The following is a 17,438-nucleotide window of genomic DNA, read 5'->3' as shown; positions in this document are numbered from 1 at the left end:
GAGCACTGCGCTCAGTCCGCGGAACGGTGGAGCATGCGCGCGACCTCGCCGATCGTGCCCGACATGGACGGGTAGACCGTCGAGGCGTCGGCGACCTGGTCGGCCGTGAGGCGGTGCGTCACCGCGAGCGTGAGGGGGAAGATCGACTCGCTCGCGCGCGGCCCGACCACGACGGCACCCAGGATCGTGCCCGTCCCCTCGGCGGCGAAGATCTTCACGAACCCGTCGCGCACGCCGAGCATCTTCGCGCGCGGGTTGCGGGCCAGCGGCAGCGTGCTGACGGTGTAGTGCACGCCGAGCTCGGTGAGCCGCGCCTCGGTGGAACCGACGGTCGCGATCTCGGGCGCGGTGAAGATGTTCGCCGACACCCCGCGCACCGACAGCGGCTTCACGGCGTCGCCGAGCGCGTGCGACATGGCGATGCGCCCCTGCGTCGCGGCGACGGACGCGAGCGGGAAGACGCCGGTCACGTCGCCCGCCGCGTAGACGCCGCGCACGGACGTCCGGGAGACCTTGTCGACCTCGACGTGGCCCGACGGCGTGAGACGCACGCCCGCCTCCTCGAGCCCGAGGCCCGCGGTGGTCGGGATCGAGCCGACGGCGAACAGCACGTGCGACGCCTCGATGACGCGCCCGTCGGCGAGCGACACCTCGACCCGGTCGCCGACGCGGCGCGCACCCGCGGCGCGCGAGCGCGACAGCACGGTCATGCCGCGCGCCTTGAAGACGTCCTCGAGCAGCTGGGCGGCGTCGGCGTCCTCACCCGGCAGGACGCGGTCGCGCGACGACACGAGCGTGACGTCCGCGCCGAGCGACGTGTAGGCGCCCGCGAACTCGGCGCCGGTCACGCCCGACCCGACGACGACGAGCTTCTCGGGCAGCTCCTGCAGGTCGTAGAGCTGCGTCCACGTGAGGATGCGCTCACCGTCGGGGACGGCCTCGGGCAGGACGCGCGGCGTGGCACCCGTGGAGACCAGCACGACGTCGGCGTCGAGCACCTGCTCGTCGCCGTCGGCCGTGGTCACGACGACGCGCGACGGGCCGTCGAGCCGGCCGTGGCCGAGGACCGTGCGCACGCCCTCGCGGTCGAGGCGGGCGCGGATGTCGGCGGACTGCGCGGCGGCGAGCGCCTTGACGCGGGCGTTGACCGCGGCGAGGTCGATGCTGTGCCGCACGAGCGAGCCGACGCCGGACTCGGCGATCGACCCCGGCGCGGTGATCCCGTCGAGGCGGATGCCGAGCTCGGGCGCGCGGTCGGCGATCGTCATCCACTCGGCGGTGGCGATGAGGGTCTTCGACGGCACGACGTCGGTCAGCACCGCGGCACCACCGAGCCCCGCCCGCTCGACCACGGTGACGTCGGCGCCCAGACGGCGCGCGACGAGCGCGGCCTCGTAGCCGCCGGGCCCGCCGCCGACGACGACGACGCGGGGCGCTCGGGAACGGTCGGTGTCCTGCGTCGGTGTGCTCACGGGTGCCCATTCTGCCTGCCCGGCCGGTCCGCGGCCGTCCGCACGCCGCCGCCCGGGCACCGCGCACGCCGTCGGAGCGCGCGGCCGAGGCGTCCTGCGTCGGACCCGTCGGTGCGGGCTAGCCTTCGAGCATGAGCGACCTCACCGACGTGCCCGACCTCGACGACCCGGCGACCGACCCGTTCGAGGTGGCCCGCGCGGCCGCCGCGCACCTGGCCAGCGCGACCGGCGTCGCGAAGCACGACGTGGCGCTGGTCCTCGGCTCCGGCTGGGGCGGCGCGGCGGACCTGCTGGGCGAGACGGTCGCCGAGCTGCCGAGCACCGAGGTCCCGGGGTTCAGCGCGGCGGCGGTCGTCGGTCACGTGGGGACGATCCGCTCGATCCGCATCGCGGGCACCCCCGACGACGCCCCGAAGCACGCGCTCGTGCTCGGCTCGCGCACGCACCTGTACGAGGGCCGGGGCGTGCGACGGGTCGTGCACGGCGTGCGCACCGCCGCGGCCGCGGGCGCGTCGGTGCTGGTGCTGACGAACGGGTGCGGCGGGCTCAACACCGCGTGGGCGCCCGGCACGCCGGTCCTCATCAAGGACCACATCAACCTCACGGCGACGTCGCCGCTCGAGGGCGCGACGTTCGTCGACCTCACCGACCTGTACTCGGCACGGCTGCGCGACGTGGCTCGCACGGTCGACCCCTCGCTCGACGAGGGCGTGTACGTGCAGTTCCGCGGCCCGCACTACGAGACGCCCGCCGAGGTCGCGATGGCGGGCCGGATCGGCGGCGACCTGGTCGGCATGTCGACGACGCTCGAGGCGATCGCCGCCCGGCAGGCCGGGCTCGAGATCCTGGGCGTGTCCCTCGTGACGAACTTCGGCGCCGGCATCAGCGACCAGCCGCTGTCGCACGCCGAGGTCCTCGAGGCCGGCGCGGCCGCGGGCCCGCGGATCAGCGCGCTGCTCGCGGAGGTCGTCCGGCGCGTCTGACGCCGGCCCCGACGACGACGGACGCCCGCGGCCACCGGATCCCGGCCGTGGGCGTCCGCGCACGTCAGGGGCGTCGGCACGCGGGCGCGCCACGCCACCGGGACCTTCGGCGGGACCTTCCGCGGCGCTTTCAGTACGTTGGCCCCATGACCGGCGACGTGGTGTGGGCGGACCTCGAGGCGCAGGTGCAGGCGTGGATCGACGACGACCCTGACCCGCGGACGGCGCAGGAGCTGCGCGACCTGCTGACGACGGCCCGCACCGGGCCCGTCGGGCTCGCCCCGGGGCAGGAGCCCGACCCGACGCAGCGGCAGGCGCTCGATGCCCGACGCGTGGCGCGCAACGAGCTCGCCGACCGCTTCCAGGGCCTGCTGCAGTTCGGCACGGCCGGGCTCCGCGGACGCCTTGCGGGCGGTCCGCACCGGATGAACCGCGCGGTCGTCATCCGCGCCGCGTCGGGCATCGCGGACTTCCTGCTGGGCGAGCTCGACGGCGTGACCCCGCCGCCGCGCGTGGTCGTCGGCTACGACGCGCGCCACAACTCGCGGCAGTTCGCGCTCGACACCGCGGGCGTGCTCACCGCGGTGGGCATCGAGGTGCTGCTGCTGCCCGAGGAGCTCCCGACCCCCGTGCTCGCGTTCGCGGTGCGCCACCTCGACGCCGACGCCGGGATCATGGTCACCGCGTCGCACAACCCGCCGCAGGACAACGGCTACAAGGTCTACCTGGGCGGTCGCGTCGTCATCGACGGTGGCCAGGGCGCGCAGATCGTCCCGCCCACGGACACCGCGATCGCCGCCGAGATCGCGCGCGTCCCGTCCGTCGCGTCGGTGCCGCGGGCCGACCACGGCTGGACCGTGCTCGGGCCCGAGGTGCTCGACGCCTACGTCGGCGCGGTCGTGGGGCTCGCCGACCGGTCCCCCGAGGCGCGCGCCGCCGCCAAGAAGCTGCGCGTCGTCCTCACGCCGCTGCACGGCGTCGGGGGGAAGGTCGCGCAGCGCGTGCTCGCCGCGGCCGGCTTCACCGACGTGCTGCTCGTGCCCGAGCAGGAGTTCCCCGACCCGGACTTCCCGTCCGTCGCGTTCCCGAACCCCGAGGAGCCCGGCGCGATCGACCTCGCGATCGGCATGGCGGGCGACGAGAACGCGGACCTGGTGCTCGCGCTCGACCCCGACGCCGACCGGTGCGCCGTGGCCGTCCAGGACCTGCGCACCCGCTCCTACCGCGGCCCCGACACCGCGGGCGCCGAGGGCTGGCGCATGCTGCACGGCGACGAGACCGGCGCGCTGCTGGGCGACCTCGCCGCACGTCGCGCCGCCGCCGCGGGCACCGACCACGCCGTCCTCGCGAGCTCGATCGTCTCGTCGCGCCTGCTCGGCGAGATCGCCACGAGCGCCGGGCTCCGGCACGCGCAGACGCTCACGGGGTTCAAGTGGATCTCCCGCGTCGACGGGCTCGTGTTCGGCTACGAGGAGGCGCTGGGCTACTGCGTCGACCCGGCGCACGTGCGCGACAAGGACGGCATCTCCGCCGCGCTCACCGTCGCCGGGCTCGCGGCGTCGCTCAAGGCGCAGGGCCGCACGCTCGTCGACGCGCTCGACGACCTCGCGCGCACGCACGGCCTGCACCTCACCGACCAGGTGTCGGCGCGGTTCGCCGACCTCGCGGACATCGCCGCGACCGTGCAGCGGCTGCGCGAGGCACCGCCGCAGCGCATCGCCGGGGTGCACGTCACGTCGGTCGTCGATCTCGCCGCCGGCACCGACGACGACCGCGACGGTCTGCCCCCCACCGAGGGCCTGCGGCTCTTCACGGCCGACGGGACGCGTGTCGTGGTGCGCCCCAGCGGCACCGAGCCCAAGGTGAAGTGCTACCTCGAGGTGGTCGAGCCCGTCCCGGCGGACGCCGACCACGAGGCCGTGGGCCACGCGCGGCGCGCGGCGCGCACGCGGCTCGACGCGGTCGCGGCCGACGTGCGCTCGGCGCTCGGGCTGTAGCGCCCCGGCCCCGGGGCGTCGGGCGGCCGCCATCCGGCCGGGCCGGGCCGGTGGCGCGGGGGTCGGCACGTCCGTGCGTCGCCGCCGTCCGGTCAGGGCTCAGCCGGTCGCGAGCCGGTCAGCGGGTCTGCGCGCACCCGACGTCGTGCACCGCGCGCGCCACGTCGGGCGTCGGTGCGGTCCCCTGCAGCCCGAACGTCGCGGTCTCCCCCGCGCGCAGCGTGCCGTTGTACGACATGTTCTCGGCGGTCACGCTCGAGCCGGACGTGCCGAGCTGCGCGTTCCAGACGGCGGTCACGTTCTTGCCCGCCGGCAGGGTCCACGACACGGCCCAGCCGCTCACGCCCGCCGACCCGGCGGTCACGACGAGCTCGGCCTGGTACCAGGCGCGCCCTTCGCTCTCCCACGTCGTCGTCACACGGTAGGTCGCGGTGCACCCGCCGGCCGTGACCGGCTCGGGCGGGGCGACGCCGCCGTTCGTGCCCCCGCCGTTCGCGGGCGGTGTCGACGGGGTCCCCGCACCACCCGCGCCGGCCGGCGGTGCGGTCGGCGGCCGCGTCGCCTGCGGCGTCGGCTGCGGCGACGGTGACGTCCCGGGCTCGGGCGACGCCGTGACCGGCGGCTGCGCGGGAGCGAGCTGCGGGTCGGAGAACCTGAGCGCGTCCGCCGGCAGGGGCGCCGGCACCGCGTTGACGTCGGCGCGCGGCTGCTGCCCGTCGCACACGCGCGCGGGCTCGTACGCCACGTAGCCGCCCGCGTCGCACGTGAAGCCCACGACGGCGTCCCCGCCGACGACGACCGACCCGCTGAGCCGTGCGGACGAGCGCACGACGGCCATGTCCTTCACGACGGCGTCCCCGCCGACGACGGCCCCGCTCTCGACCCAGGCGCGCCCCTCGATGCGCGCGGCACCCGTGACACGCGCGTCACCGCGGACCACGGCGTGCGGACCGACCCACGCGGTCGCGTCGACGCGTGCGGCGTCGTCGACCCAGCCGCCGCCGTTGGGGTGCCGGTGCCCGCCGGCAGCCGCGGGCTGCGCGGCCTCGTCGACGACCGTCGCACCGGCGAGCCGGAGCTCGTACGGGTACCGCGGGACGTCGCCGAACCCGCTCGCGGAGTCCACCACGTGCGGCTGCGCGGGCGTGCCCGTCACGACCAGGTACACCTCGCCCTCGCCGTCACGCAGCGAGAACTGGAGCTCGGCGTCGTCGCCCTCGGTGACGGGGCTGTAGCGCGGCGACTCGCCGCCGAGCGCGACGAACCCGACCGACCAGCCGGCGTCGGGGGCGGCACTGTTGCCCCGCAGGCGCACGTGGACGGTGCGTGCTCCCGGCTCGGGCTGCAGGCGGACGACGTTGTACCCGTAGTCGGAGGGCGCGAACGCGTCGGGCACGCGGTAGTGGCCCGGGTCGTCCGCGACCGGCTCGACGGGCGTGGTGCGACCCGCGAGCAGCACGGGGTCGAGCGCCGCGACCGCGTCGGCGAGCTCACGGGACGGCCCGAGGTCCCACGCGACCGTCCGCATCGCGTACTCGGCGACGCGGCGGTTGAGCGCCGACTGGGTGAGCCCGGCGACCCCGCGGTACGCCTCGAGCGCCGTCCGCGTGCCGTCGCCGCCCCGCCAGATGCGGGACACGACCCGGTCGTCGTCGCGCTCCGCGAGGTACTGCAGCAGCAGCCACCCGCCGTCGCCGAGCCGCGCGCTCGACCACGGCAGCGACGGGCTGCGGACCAGGTCGGCGGGGTCGCCGATCCCGTCGGCCGCGCTCACGGTCGCGAGGTAGGCGGCGCTCGCGGCCGCGAACGTCCCCGCGGAGTCGCCCGCGACGCCGCCGTCGGGCGACTCGCTGCGCGCGAAGTCGAGGACCATCTCGGCGAAGCCGCGCGCCAGGTCCCACGAGGGGGCGGGCGCGTCCGACCCGCCGCCGCCCGCGAGCGCGGGCACGCTCGCCCGGACCAGGCCGACGCCGCTCTCGACCGCACCGCTCACGGTCCGGGTCTGCGCCGACAGCCCGCCGTGCGCGGCGGGCACGGGCTGCTCGCGGCCTGACCCCGGCCCCTGGGTCCAGGTGCCGTCGACGACGACCACGACCTTCGACTCCGCGATCGCCCCGTCGGGCGCGGCGACCGCGAGCTCGTCGACGGTCGTGTCGTAGAGCGCGTCGAGCGCCGCGACGGTCCGTGCGGGGTCGAAGCGCAGGTCGAGCGTGGCGTGCGTGGGGTCGGCGCCGGGCAGGTCGCCCCACGCCAGGACGACGGACTCGCCCTGCCGGACGTGGCCGTCCTCCCAGGCCTGGTCCCAGCCGTCCGGGACGACGACCGGCGGTGCGTCGTCGGCGTGCGAGAGCGCGACGGCGACGACTCCCCCTGCCGCGAGGACCGGCACGACGAGGGCGGCGACGACCGCGGCGCGTCGGATCCGTGCCATCCCGGCGCGTCCTCCCGTCCGTCGCCCCGCCGCGCGGGCAGCGCGACAAGACCGCGCCGGATCGCGCGGCCCGCCCCACTGTCCCGGGGCGGCGCGGCAGGAGTCAATCGACCGACGTCCCGCATCCGGGTGAATCGGCCGCTCCGGACACCGTCCGGACCGTGCAGCAGGGGAAGGGCCCGGACCGTCCGGGCAGGTCAGGGGTCAGCCGGACGGTCCGGGACGACGTCAGTAGCCGGCGTCGGCCTCGAGACCGGCGAGCACCGCGGCCGTACCCGACAGGCCGAGGCGCGTCGCACCCGCGTCGACCATCGCGACGGCGTCGGCGGCCGTGCGGATGCCTCCCGACGCCTTGACGCCGAGGCGCCCGCCGACGGTCTGCGCCATGAGGGTGACCGCGTGCACGGTCGCGCCGCCCGCCGGGTGGAAGCCCGTCGACGTCTTCACGAAGTCGGCGCCCGCGCGCTCGGCGGCCTGGCAGACGGCGACGATCTGGTCGTCGGTCAGCGCGGCGGACTCGATGATGACCTTGAGCACGACGTCGCCGGGCGTCGCGGCACGGACCGCCGCGATGTCGGCCTCGACGGCGTCGTAGCGGCCCTCGCGGGCCGCGCCGACGTCGATGACCATGTCGACCTCGTCGGCGCCGTCGCGCACCGAGCGCGCCGCCTCGGCGGCCTTGACGTCGCTGTGGTGCTTGCCCGACGGGAACCCGCAGACGGTCGCGACGTGCAGCCCGGGCGCCGCGGAGGTGTCGACCGGCAGGAACGACGGCGAGATGCAGATCGAGTAGACGCCCAGCCGGGCGGCCTCCTCGACCAGGGCGTCCACGTCGGCGACGGTCGCCTCCGGCTTGAGGAGCGTGTGGTCGACGAGCCGGGCCAGCCCGGCGGCGTCGTGCGTGGTGGTCATGCGCGGTGCCTTCCTCCCCGGGCAGCCGCGTAGGCCGGCCGGATCACGGTGTCGATGAGTGCGTCGCGGTCGTCGTGGTGGGCGAACGCGTAGGCGGCCGCGGTCACGGCCACGTCCTGGAGGTCGTCGAGGGTCCAGCCGGCCTGCTGCACGAGCAGCGTGAGCTCGCGGGAGAGGGTGGTGCCGGACTGCAGACGGTTGTCGGTGTTGACGGTGACCTTGAAGCCGAGGCGCTTGAGGCGCGTCACGGGGTGCTCGGCGACCGTCGCGGCGATGCCGGTCTGGAGGTTCGACGACGGGCACAGCTCGAGCGGTACGCGACGGTCGCGCACCCACTGCGCGAGCGGCCCGAGGCGGTCGCCGAGGTCGTCGGTCGCGATGTCCTCGACGAGGCGCGCGCCGTGCCCGAGGCGGCAGGCCTGCGCGACGTGCAGCGCCTGCGCCACCGACTCGAGGCCGGACCCCTCCCCCGCGTGCACGGTCGTGGGGACGTGCGCCTCGGCGAGCGCGCGGAACGCGGACGCGTGCTGCGACGGAGGGAAGCCCTCCTCGGGCCCGGCGATGTCGAAGCCGACGACGCCGTCGCCGCGACGGGCGATCGCGAGCGCGGCGATCTCGTCCGCGCGGTCCGCCTGGCGCATCGCGGACAGGATCGTGCCGACGCGGATGGTCCGGCCCTGCGCGGCGGCCTCGGCGACACCCTCCGCGAAGCCCTGCTGGACCGCGTCGACGACCTGCTCGAGCGTCAGCCCGGCGCGCTGGTGCTGCTCGGGCGCGTACCGCGACTCGGCGTACACGACGCCGTCGGCGGCCAGGTCGAGCGCGGCCTCGCGCGCGACGCGCCGCAGCCCGTCGACGGTCTGCATGACGGCGACGGTGTGCTCGAACGTCTCGAGGTACCGCTCGAGGCTGCCCGAGTCGGCCGACTCGACGAACCACCGCCCGAGCGCCTCGGGGTCGGTCGTCGGCAGCTCGTGGCCCACCTCCGCCGCAAGCTCGACGATCGTCGCCGGCCGCAGGCCGCCGTCGAGGTGGTCGTGCAGCAGGACCTTGGGGAGCGCGGCGATCAGGGCGACGGCCGGGTCCGCGGCGTCAGGACCAGCGGGCCGATCGTCGACGACGGGCGGTGCCGGGACGACGCCCCCGTCAGGAGGGGGTGCGGCGGGGGACGTCATGGTTCCACCGTACCGGCGCCACCCGGTGCCGGACCGCGTCGCTCGGTACAGCCCGTCACCCTGCTTCCGGGTCCTGGTCGTCGTCGAGCGCGACCTCGGTGTCCTGTTCGACGACGTCGGCCTCGTCGGCGCGTCCCTCTCGGTCCGCCCGTGCGAAGCCGGGCCTGTACTCCTCCGGGCCGTCGTCGGCCTCGGCCACGTCATCGGTCAGGCGTCGCGGGCCGTCCCCGGTCACTGGCTCCAGACCGGCGTCGCGCCACGCGTCTTGTCCTGGGACGGCACTCATCGCGTTCCTCCTCGGCGGTCGGAAGTGCTCTCGGTCATCGTCCTCCGCCGATGCTCCCGGCGCACGCGCCATCACGCGTCAGGCGGTGCCCGTCTGCGCCTGCCGACGCGGTGCGACCGCGGAGACGGCGACCGCGAGGCCGGCGGTGACGAGAGTGAGCCCACCCAGGAGCCCCAGGTGGCGGAGGTCGACCACGCCGCCCGTCACAGCCGGGGACACGCCGAGCGCCGCCCCGACGAGAGTCGTGAGAACGTCGCGGGACCGCGCGCCGACGACCGCGACGACGGCGCCCACGAGCGCCAGGGGCCCGAGCGCCCACGCCACCGGAGCGAGGAAGACGGTGACGAGCGAGACGACCACGGCCGCCGCGCCGAGCACGGCGACGGGTCGGTCCGACCGCCAGGTGGCGACCCAGAGGAGGGCCGACGTCACGGGCGCGAGGAGGAGAAGCGGCAGGAGACGGTCGTCGAGCGGCAGTGCCTGGACGAGGGCGACGCCGAGAAGTGCTCCGGTGGCGGCCAACCGTGCGGCCGTCACCGCACCGTCCCGCTGCTGGGTGGGCATGCTCGGATCCTGCCCGTCGATCTCCCCGTCACGCAACTTCCAGGGTATTGCGCCCGGCGTTTCACGTCGCTACGGTCGGCACGCACAATGACATTGGTCATTGGTATTGACACGGACTTGGGGTGAAAAGTGCCACAATCTAGATTCCGACGAGGCGTGCTCGCTGCCGCGTGCGCCGCGACCGTAGGACTTGCCACGATCTCGACACCCGCCGGCGCGGCGGCCGCGGTCCCCGAGGAAGTCGACGCCCACCTGCGCGCGTGGTGGACGACCTATGACGTGCCGGCCGACGTGCAGGGCCACCTGCTCGCGGCGCTGAGCGCCGGGGAGACGTGGGACTCGCTCGCGGGTGCCGCACCGACCTCCCGCGAGGTCCTCCAGGGCAAGCGGTCGACGACGACGGTGCTGACCTTCGCGGACGGCTCGATCACGGTCACCGAGGTGCAGAAGCCCGACCGCACACCAGCAGCGTCGATCCGGACCGTCGCCGTCGACGGTTGCCGGACGACCGTCGGCGGTTCGGGCTACCGCAACTACTACGACTGCCAGGCGCACGCCGACACGGGCGTCATCGCGATGGGCTTCTACATCTCCTACACCCTCGCGCAGGGCGGGCCCGACCAGATCATCGAGGTGCACAGCCCGTACCTCGCGACCACGGGAGGCACCGCCTCCCCGAACCCGCCGACCCTGGCCATCCGCAAGAAGCTGCAGAACTCGTCCGGCTCGGCGTGGGCGAACGCCACCACGCAGTTCACGGGCTACGGCTCCGGCGGGTCCAAGTCGGTGGACTTCCGAGCGCTCGTCGGCAACGACACGGCGTGGACCCGGTGGGAGGCGAAGCCGTGACCGCGCGGCGCAGGGCCGCCCGCGTCGCGCTGCTCGTCGCGATCGGGCTCGGAGTGATCTCGCCCGCGCAGGCGGCCGAGGGCACGACGGGCGACTTCACCGACGTCCGGGCGTACTGGAGCACGTACGGCGTCACGCAGGAGGTGCAGGACGAGCTGATCGAGAAGTTCGTCCGCACGGGGAAGGTCGACGCTCTGGACGGGGCTGCCGCGCCGGTGGCGACGTCGACGATCACGCGGTCGGGCGCGACCGAGCGGGTCGAGACGTTCAACGACGGCTCCATCCGCGTCTCTTCCTTCGAGAAGCCGAGCTCGCTCGGACGGACGACCGGTGTCAAGCCGCTCGCCGCGACGAATCTCAGCGGTTGCTCCGTGACGAGCGGATCCGGCTTCGTGACCTACAAGAACTGCCTCGTGTCGTCGGGCGACGGGTTCCGCTACATGTCGTTCCGAGCCACGTACGAGAAATACTCCGGCGCCTACGCAAAGATTCTTTCGACGGGATCGCCGAGTACGTCGTCCAATTACGGCACGATGACATATCCGACGCGGTCGCTGTACCGCCCCAACTCGACGGCGACGCAGGACGCCGTGGCGAAGTACGTGTCCGAGTGGACGAGCTACAACGGTGCCTCGTCCGAGACGTGCTACACGTCCCTGTGGCTCACGAAGTCCGGCCAGGCGTCCGTCGGTACGTCCTGACCGTCGCCGCGCACGACGGTGCCCCGTGGCGCGAGCCTCCGGGGCACCGTCGTGTCCGTGCAGGTGGCAGATCGTCAACCGGTGATGCGGCCGAGGACGATCCTCCGATCGGGAGCCCGCCGACCTTCCGGCTCGACGACGAGGGCGGTGTCGAGTGCAGCGCGCGCCCGGTCGAACCGATCGGGCGTGTCGGTGTGCATGGTGACGAGCGGCTGGCCCGCTCGCACCGCGTCCCCCTGCCGGACGTGCAGCTCGACGCCCGCGCCCGCCTGCACCGGGTCCTCCTTACGGGCGCGCCCCGCGCCGAGCCGCCACGCCGCGATCCCGACCGCGTACGCGTCCACGGTCGTGACTATCCCGTCGGTCGCCGCGACGACCTGCTCGGTCTCGCGCGCGACCGGCAGCGGCGCGTCCGCGTCGCCCCCCTGCGCGCGGATCATGCGGCGCCACACGTCCATCGCGCGCCCGTCGGCCAGGGCCGCCGCAGGGTCGGCGTCGCGACGTCCCGCGGCATCGAGCATCTCTCGCGCGAGGGAGAGCGTCAGCTCGACGACGTCGGCCGGGCCCCCACCCGCCAGCACCTCGAGCGACTCGCGGACCTCGAGAGCGTTGCCCGCGGTCAGCCCCAAGGGCGTCGACATGTCGGTGAGCAGCGCCACCGTCGTGACACCGGCGTCCGAGCCGAGCTCGACCATCGTCTGCGCAAGCTCGCGCGCCCGGGTCTCGTCCTTCATGAACGCGCCCGACCCGACCTTGACGTCGAGTACCAGCGAACCCGTGCCCTCGGCGATCTTCTTGCTCATGATCGACGACGCGATGAGCGGGATCGCCTCGACCGTGCCCGTCACGTCGCGCAGCGCGTAGAGCTTGCGGTCGGCGGGCGCGAGGCCGGAACCAGCCTGGCAGATGACCGCGCCGACCTCCTCGAGCTGTCGCATCATCTCGTCGTTGGACAGCGCCGCGCGCCACCCGGGGATCGACTCGAGCTTGTCGAGCGTGCCGCCCGTGTGGCCGAGGCCACGGCCCGACAGTTGCGGGACGGCGACGTCGAACACCGCGACCAGCGGGGCGAGGGGCAGCGTGATCTTGTCGCCCACGCCGCCCGTCGAGTGCTTGTCGGACGTCGGACGGGACAGCGACGAGAAGTCGAGCCGCTCGCCGCTCGCGATCATCGCGGCCGTCCAGCGCGCGATCTCCACCCGGTCCATGCCGTTGAGCAGGATCGCCATGGCGAGCGACGACATCTGCTCGTCCGCCACGACGCCGCGTGTGTATGCGTCCACGACCCAGTCGATCTGCGCGCCGGTCAGCCGACGCCCGTCGCGCTTGGCGACGATGACGTCGACGGCGTCGAACGCCTCGGTGGTGCTGCTCATGCGTAGGCCTTTCCTGCGTCTCGCGCGGCGCGCGTCACGCCCGCTCCTCCAGGTCCTCCGGACCGAACGCGTCCGGCAGGACCTCGGTCATCGGCTTGATGCCCGACACCGTCTCGACCAGCAGCCGCGCCCCGCCGTGCTCCCACAGCAGTTGCCGGCAGCGCCCGCACGGCATGAGCACGTTCCCGTGCCCGTCGACGCAGGTGAAGGCGACGAGCCGCCCGCCGCCGGACAGGTGCAGGCTGGACACGAGGGCGCACTCGGCACAGAGCGTCAGGCCGTACGACGCATTCTCCACGTTGCAGCCGACGACGACCCGGCCGTCCTCGACGAGCGCGGCAGCGCCCACGGGAAACGCCGAGTAAGGGACGTAGGCGCGCCCCATCGCCTCGGTCGCGGCCCCGCGCAGTGCCGCCCAGTCGACTCCCCCCGCAGGCTGCTCCGTCACGTCGGTTCCTCCGTCCAGCAGGGCTGCACCGCGGCAGGGCCCTCGATCGTCACTTGCCGTAAGGGATGCCCTCGGCGGCCGGGGCACGTACCCGGCCGACGAGTCCAGCGACCGCGAAGATCGTCGCGACGTAGGGCAGCATCGCCAGGAGCTGCGGCGGCACCGGAGTCCCGACGAGCGAGAGGTTGGTGCCGAGCGCGTCTGCGAAGCCGAAGAGGAGAGCTGCGACGAGCGCTCCGCGCGGGTTCCACCGGCCGAGGATCATCGCGGCAAGCGCGATGTATCCCTTCCCGCCGGTCATCTCCTTGGTGAAGGCGAGGCCGAGCGCGACGGTGAACGCCGCACCGCCGAGTCCGGCGACGGCGCCGCCCAGCACGGTGTTGCGCCAGCGCGTCCGGTTCACGTCGATGCCGACCGTGTCGGCCGCCTTCGGGTGCTCGCCTACTGATCGCATGCGCAGACCCCAACGGCTGCGGAAGAGCATGACCTGCAGCAGGACGACGATGACGAACATCAGGTAGACGAGGGCGCTCTGGCGGAAGAGGACCGGGCCCACCACAGGGATCTCGCTGAGGAGCGGTATCGGGAGCACGGGAAGGCGCGGCGGCGAGTTGAGCAACGGGATGTTGTCCGACAGCACGGCGGAGAACAGGAAGCCCGTCAGTCCGATCACCAGGCCGTTGAGGACCACCCCGACGATGATCTGGTTGACGCGGTAGCGGATCGAGAAGAACGCGAGCAGGACGGAGACCAGCGCCCCGGCGACGGGTGCCGCGACCAGTCCCGCGTACGCGTTGGACGTCATCGACGCCACGACCGCAGCGAGGAACGCGCCCGCGAGGAGCTGACCCTCGATCGCGATGTTGATGATGCCCGATCGTTCGCACAGGAGCCCGGCGAGCGACCCGAACACGAGCGGGATCGACAGGACGAGCCCGCCGACGAGCAGGCTCGTCAAGGTGATCGGCGCGACCTTGCCGGCGTCCGCCCAGGTGAGGAACGAGAGGACGACGCACAGGCCGAACACGACCGGGACCCACACGCCGACGCGACGGCGCGCACGCGTGCGGACGGCCACGAACGCCGCCAGGCCGAGCGCCACCAGCGAGAGGACGACCGCCGTGAGACGCGACGGCACCGTGACCGGAGCGATCTGCCAGGCGTCGGACGGCGTGGAGATCACGAACGTCGACTCGGCGCTGCCCGACGTGAAGACCCCGAACGCGAGCAGGGAAGCGAGCCCCATCACGGCATAGGTGATCGGTGCCTTCCAGCTGACCCGCGAACGGACTGCCGGAGCGACGTCGCCGACGAGTCCGCCGGGTTCCGGAGCGGTCAGGACGCTCACGCGGCCACCTCCTTCGGAGCGAGGACGGCGGTCCGACGGGCGCGCCGTTCGTCAGGGCTGGGCAGCCGGAAGATCGCCCGTACGAGCGGCGGGGCCGCGATGAGCAGCACGATCACCGCCTGGACGACCATCACGATGTCGATGGGCGTCCCGCTGACCGTCTGCATCAGCGGCGACCCCGCCCGCAGCGCCCCGAACAGGAGTGCCGCGAGCACGGTACCCACCGGCTTGGAGCGACCGAGCAGGGCGACCGTGATGGCGTCGAACCCGATCGTCCCCGCGACGCCGTCCTGCAGCACGCCCTCAGTACCGAGAACCTGCGTGACGCCGCCCATCCCGGCGAGGGCCCCGGCGATCAGCATCACCGAGACGTACACGGAGTTGATCCTGATGCCCGCGGTCCGGGCGGCATGCGGGTTGAGGCCTACCGCGCGGTACCGGAACCCCGCCGTCGAGCGCTCCATGAACCACCAGACGCCGACCGCGGTGACCAGTGCGAGCACGAAGCCCCAGTGGAGCCGGAACGGAGGCCCGAAGATCGACGGGAACATCGCGGTGGGCTCGATCTTGGGGCTGATCGGGTTGGTGCCCGGTCGCTTGAAGGCGTCCGTGGTGAGCAGGTACGCCATGAGGAAGACCGCGATCGAGTTGAGCATGATCGTGACGATGACCTCGTTCGCACCCGTGCGCGCCTTCAGGACGCCCGCGATGCCGGCCCAGGCGGCGCCGGCGGCGACACCGAACGCGATCGCCACCACCAGGTGCAGGCCTGCGGGCAGGTGGAAGGTGAACCCGGCGAACGCAGCGAAGGTCGCACCGAGGATGACCTGCCCTTGAGCACCGATGTTGAACAGCCCGGCCCGGAAGCCGATCCCGAGGCCGAGGCCGGCGAAGATGAGGGGCACCGATGCGGTCAGCGTCTCCGTGAACGGGCGCACCTGCCGCTCCGGCGTGCTGGCCTGCGGGTCGAAGACCGCGCCGCGGAAGAGCGAGGAGTACGCGCCGTAGACGGCGTCCCACACCGCCGTGAAGAAGTCGGCGGGCCGGGCGAAGAAGTAGCCGGCAGCCTTCTGCACGTCGGGGTCAGCCGCCGCGATGAGCACCGCGGCGAGCACGAGCGCAACGACGATGGCGAGGACGACGACCGTCGCATCGCTCGAGAGGATGTCGCGAGTGATCCTCGTCGCCCGGGACTCCTCGACGTGCTCGGCACGGTCGGTGCCCACGGAGGCCTCGGTCATCAGGACACCACTCCTTCGCCGCCGGCCTCGAGGTCGGCACCTCCGAGCGCCGTGTGGTGCTCGGTCACCTGCTCACGCGCTTCTTCCAGCGGGACGCCGGCCATCATGAGGCCGAGCACGTCCCGGTCGGTCTTCCCGTCGACGACGCCGACGACCCGTCCGCGGTACATGACAGCGATGCGGTCGGCGAGCGCCAGCACCTCGTCGAGCTCGGACGACACGATGACGACTGCGGTGCCGACGTCCCGCTCCGCGACGATGCGCTTGTGCACGAACTCGATTGACCCGACGTCGAGACCACGGGTCGGCTGCGAGGCGACGAGAAGCCGTAGCGGGCGGGACAGCTCACGCGCCAGGACGACCTTCTGCTGGTTGCCGCCCGACAAGGTCCGGACGGGCGCCTCGACGGACGACGTGCGCACGTCGAACTCGCGCACCTGCCGCTCGGCGTTGTCGCGGACCACCTTCGCGTCGACGGCGCCACGTCGGGCGAAGGGCGACCTGTCGTGCAGGTCGAGGATCAGGTTCTCCGCGATCGAGAAGTCGCCGACGACGCCGTCGGTGGTGCGGTCCTCGGGGACGAACCCCACGCCCAGGTCGAGGACCTCCTTGATGCTGCGCCCGGCGAGCGGCCTGCCGTCGAGCTCGACCGTGCCGCCCGTGGGCTTCAGCATCCCGAGCAGCACCTCGGCGAGCTCCGTCTGACCGTTCCCCTGCACACCGGCGACCGCGAGGATCTCACCGCCGTCCACCGTCAGGTCGACCCGGTCGAGGACCGGCACGTCGTTCGGGTCGAGCACAGTGAGCTCCCGGACGACCAGACGGCGACCCGAGGTCTGCGCCGGCTCCTTGTGGACGCCCAGGGTGACAGACCGACCCACCATCATCGACGCGAGCTCCTGCTCGGTCGACGTCGGGCTGGCCGCCCCGACGACCGCGCCCCGACGGATCACCGTGATGCGGTCGGCGATCGCCCGCACCTCACGCAGCTTGTGCGTGATGAAGACGATGGAGGTTCCCGCTTCCTTGAGCTGACGCATGATTGCGATCAGCTCGTCGGTCTCCTGCGGTGTGAGGACCGCCGTCGGCTCGTCGAGGATGAGGACGCGCGCGTCGCGGGAGAGCGCCTTGATGATCTCGACGCGCTGCTGGACGCCGACCGGCAGGTCCTCGACGAGAGCATCGGGGTCGACCTGGAAGCCGAAGCGGTCGGAGATCTCACGCACCAGCTCGCGTGCACGTCCAGCGTCGATCAGCCGGCCGCCACGCATCGGCTCGTGGCCGAGGACGACGTTCTCCGCCACCGTGAACACGTCGACGAGCATGAAGTGCTGGTGGACCATGCCGATGCCCGCGGCCATCGCGTCACCTGGTCCCGTGAAGGCCACCGGCTGGTCGTCGAGCAGGATCTGCCCGCCGTCGGGCTCGTAGAGGCCGTAGAGCACGTTCATGAGAGTGCTCTTCCCGGCACCGTTCTCGCCGAGGAGCGCGTGGATCTCACCAGGGTTGACGGTCAGGTCGATGCTGTCGTTCGCGACGAGCGACCCGAACCTCTTGGTGATGCCCCGGAGCTCGAGCTTCATGCGTGGTCCTCCTTCGACGGGCCGTCCTGGCCTCACTGTGGCACCGCGACATCCGTCGCGCACGGACCGATG

General features: G+C 73.5%; 15 protein-coding genes. 4 read left to right on the top strand and 11 right to left on the bottom strand.

Annotation, left to right across the window (positions count from 1 at the left end; genetic code table 11):
• Positions 1-11 precede the first annotated feature (11 nt).
• A complete protein-coding gene (locus tag GXP71_RS01575; RefSeq protein WP_162351218.1) occupies positions 12-1,472 on the bottom strand; it encodes an NAD(P)H-quinone dehydrogenase in 1,461 nt (486 codons plus the stop codon).
• A gap of 131 nt (positions 1,473-1,603) precedes the next feature.
• Here GXP71_RS01575 and GXP71_RS01570 point away from each other — a divergent pair, with 131 nt between their 5' ends.
• Both GXP71_RS01570 and GXP71_RS01565 read left to right on the top strand, forming a co-directional pair.
• Positions 1,604-2,455, top strand: a complete 852-nt coding sequence (locus GXP71_RS01570) for a purine-nucleoside phosphorylase (RefSeq protein ID WP_162351217.1) — start codon at positions 1,604-1,606, stop codon at positions 2,453-2,455.
• Between the two features lie 146 nt (positions 2,456-2,601).
• On the top strand, positions 2,602-4,452 hold the full coding sequence (locus GXP71_RS01565; RefSeq protein WP_162351216.1) for a phospho-sugar mutase: 1,851 nt from the start codon (positions 2,602-2,604) through the stop codon (positions 4,450-4,452).
• Between the two features lie 118 nt (positions 4,453-4,570).
• Here the strand turns inward: GXP71_RS01565 and GXP71_RS01560 are convergent, their stop codons facing one another.
• The 5 genes from GXP71_RS01560 to GXP71_RS01540 all read right to left on the bottom strand — a co-directional run bounded on the left by GXP71_RS01560 (position 4,571) and on the right by GXP71_RS01540 (position 9,820).
• Positions 4,571-6,883, bottom strand: a complete 2,313-nt coding sequence (locus tag GXP71_RS01560; protein WP_162351215.1) for a DUF6055 domain-containing protein — start codon at positions 6,881-6,883, stop codon at positions 4,571-4,573.
• A gap of 228 nt (positions 6,884-7,111) precedes the next feature.
• The gene (gene deoC / locus GXP71_RS01555) at positions 7,112-7,795 is read right to left on the bottom strand and encodes a deoxyribose-phosphate aldolase (protein WP_162351214.1); all 684 of its coding nucleotides are present in this window, start codon (positions 7,793-7,795) and stop codon (positions 7,112-7,114) included.
• The gene (locus GXP71_RS01550; protein ID WP_162351213.1) at positions 7,792-8,970 is read right to left on the bottom strand and encodes an adenosine deaminase; all 1,179 of its coding nucleotides are present in this window, start codon (positions 8,968-8,970) and stop codon (positions 7,792-7,794) included. The genes deoC and GXP71_RS01550 overlap by 4 nt, the downstream gene beginning before the upstream one ends.
• A gap of 55 nt (positions 8,971-9,025) precedes the next feature.
• Positions 9,026-9,256: a hypothetical protein gene (locus GXP71_RS01545; RefSeq protein ID WP_124341279.1), complete on the bottom strand. Its 231-nt coding sequence runs from the start codon at positions 9,254-9,256 to the stop codon at positions 9,026-9,028.
• Between the two features lie 78 nt (positions 9,257-9,334).
• The gene (locus tag GXP71_RS01540; RefSeq protein WP_162351212.1) at positions 9,335-9,820 is read right to left on the bottom strand and encodes a hypothetical protein; all 486 of its coding nucleotides are present in this window, start codon (positions 9,818-9,820) and stop codon (positions 9,335-9,337) included.
• Positions 9,821-9,976: 156 nt separating this feature from the next.
• On the opposite strand from GXP71_RS01540, the gene GXP71_RS01535 reads away from it, so the two are divergent.
• Both GXP71_RS01535 and GXP71_RS01530 read left to right on the top strand, forming a co-directional pair.
• Positions 9,977-10,669 (top strand): DUF5626 family protein, encoded by a 693-nt coding sequence (locus GXP71_RS01535; protein WP_124341281.1) that lies wholly within the window; start codon positions 9,977-9,979, stop codon positions 10,667-10,669.
• The gene (locus GXP71_RS01530) at positions 10,666-11,370 is read left to right on the top strand and encodes a hypothetical protein (protein WP_124341282.1); all 705 of its coding nucleotides are present in this window, start codon (positions 10,666-10,668) and stop codon (positions 11,368-11,370) included. The genes GXP71_RS01535 and GXP71_RS01530 overlap by 4 nt, the downstream gene beginning before the upstream one ends.
• Positions 11,371-11,444: 74 nt before the next feature.
• On the opposite strand, the gene GXP71_RS01525 is transcribed toward GXP71_RS01530, so the two are convergent.
• The 5 genes from GXP71_RS01525 to GXP71_RS01505 all read right to left on the bottom strand — a co-directional run bounded on the left by GXP71_RS01525 (position 11,445) and on the right by GXP71_RS01505 (position 17,366).
• Positions 11,445-12,746 carry a thymidine phosphorylase gene (locus tag GXP71_RS01525; protein ID WP_162351211.1) on the bottom strand — a complete coding sequence of 434 codons (1,302 nt, stop codon included), beginning with the start codon at positions 12,744-12,746 and terminating at the stop codon, positions 11,445-11,447.
• A 34-nt stretch (positions 12,747-12,780) separates the two neighbouring features.
• Positions 12,781-13,131: a cytidine deaminase gene (locus GXP71_RS01520; protein WP_235843120.1), complete on the bottom strand. Its 351-nt coding sequence runs from the start codon at positions 13,129-13,131 to the stop codon at positions 12,781-12,783.
• 112 nt (positions 13,132-13,243) lie between these two features.
• Positions 13,244-14,440, bottom strand: coding sequence for an ABC transporter permease (locus GXP71_RS01515; RefSeq protein ID WP_162351209.1), 1,197 nt, complete (start codon positions 14,438-14,440; stop codon positions 13,244-13,246).
• Between the two features lie 98 nt (positions 14,441-14,538).
• Positions 14,539-15,783, bottom strand: coding sequence for an ABC transporter permease (locus GXP71_RS01510; RefSeq protein ID WP_124341286.1), 1,245 nt, complete (start codon positions 15,781-15,783; stop codon positions 14,539-14,541).
• A complete protein-coding gene (locus GXP71_RS01505) occupies positions 15,783-17,366 on the bottom strand; it encodes an ABC transporter ATP-binding protein (protein WP_124341287.1) in 1,584 nt (527 codons plus the stop codon). The genes GXP71_RS01510 and GXP71_RS01505 overlap by 1 nt, the downstream gene beginning before the upstream one ends.
• Positions 17,367-17,438: the final 72 nt, after the last annotated feature.

Origin of the sequence: Cellulomonas sp. H30R-01 (assembly GCF_010119915.1) — a bacterium.
In the GTDB taxonomy this organism is placed as follows: Bacteria; Actinomycetota; Actinomycetes; order Actinomycetales; family Cellulomonadaceae; genus Cellulomonas; species Cellulomonas algicola.
The sequence above is the reverse complement of the archived record's forward strand: the minus strand, read 5'-3'. Positions and strand labels throughout refer to the sequence as shown.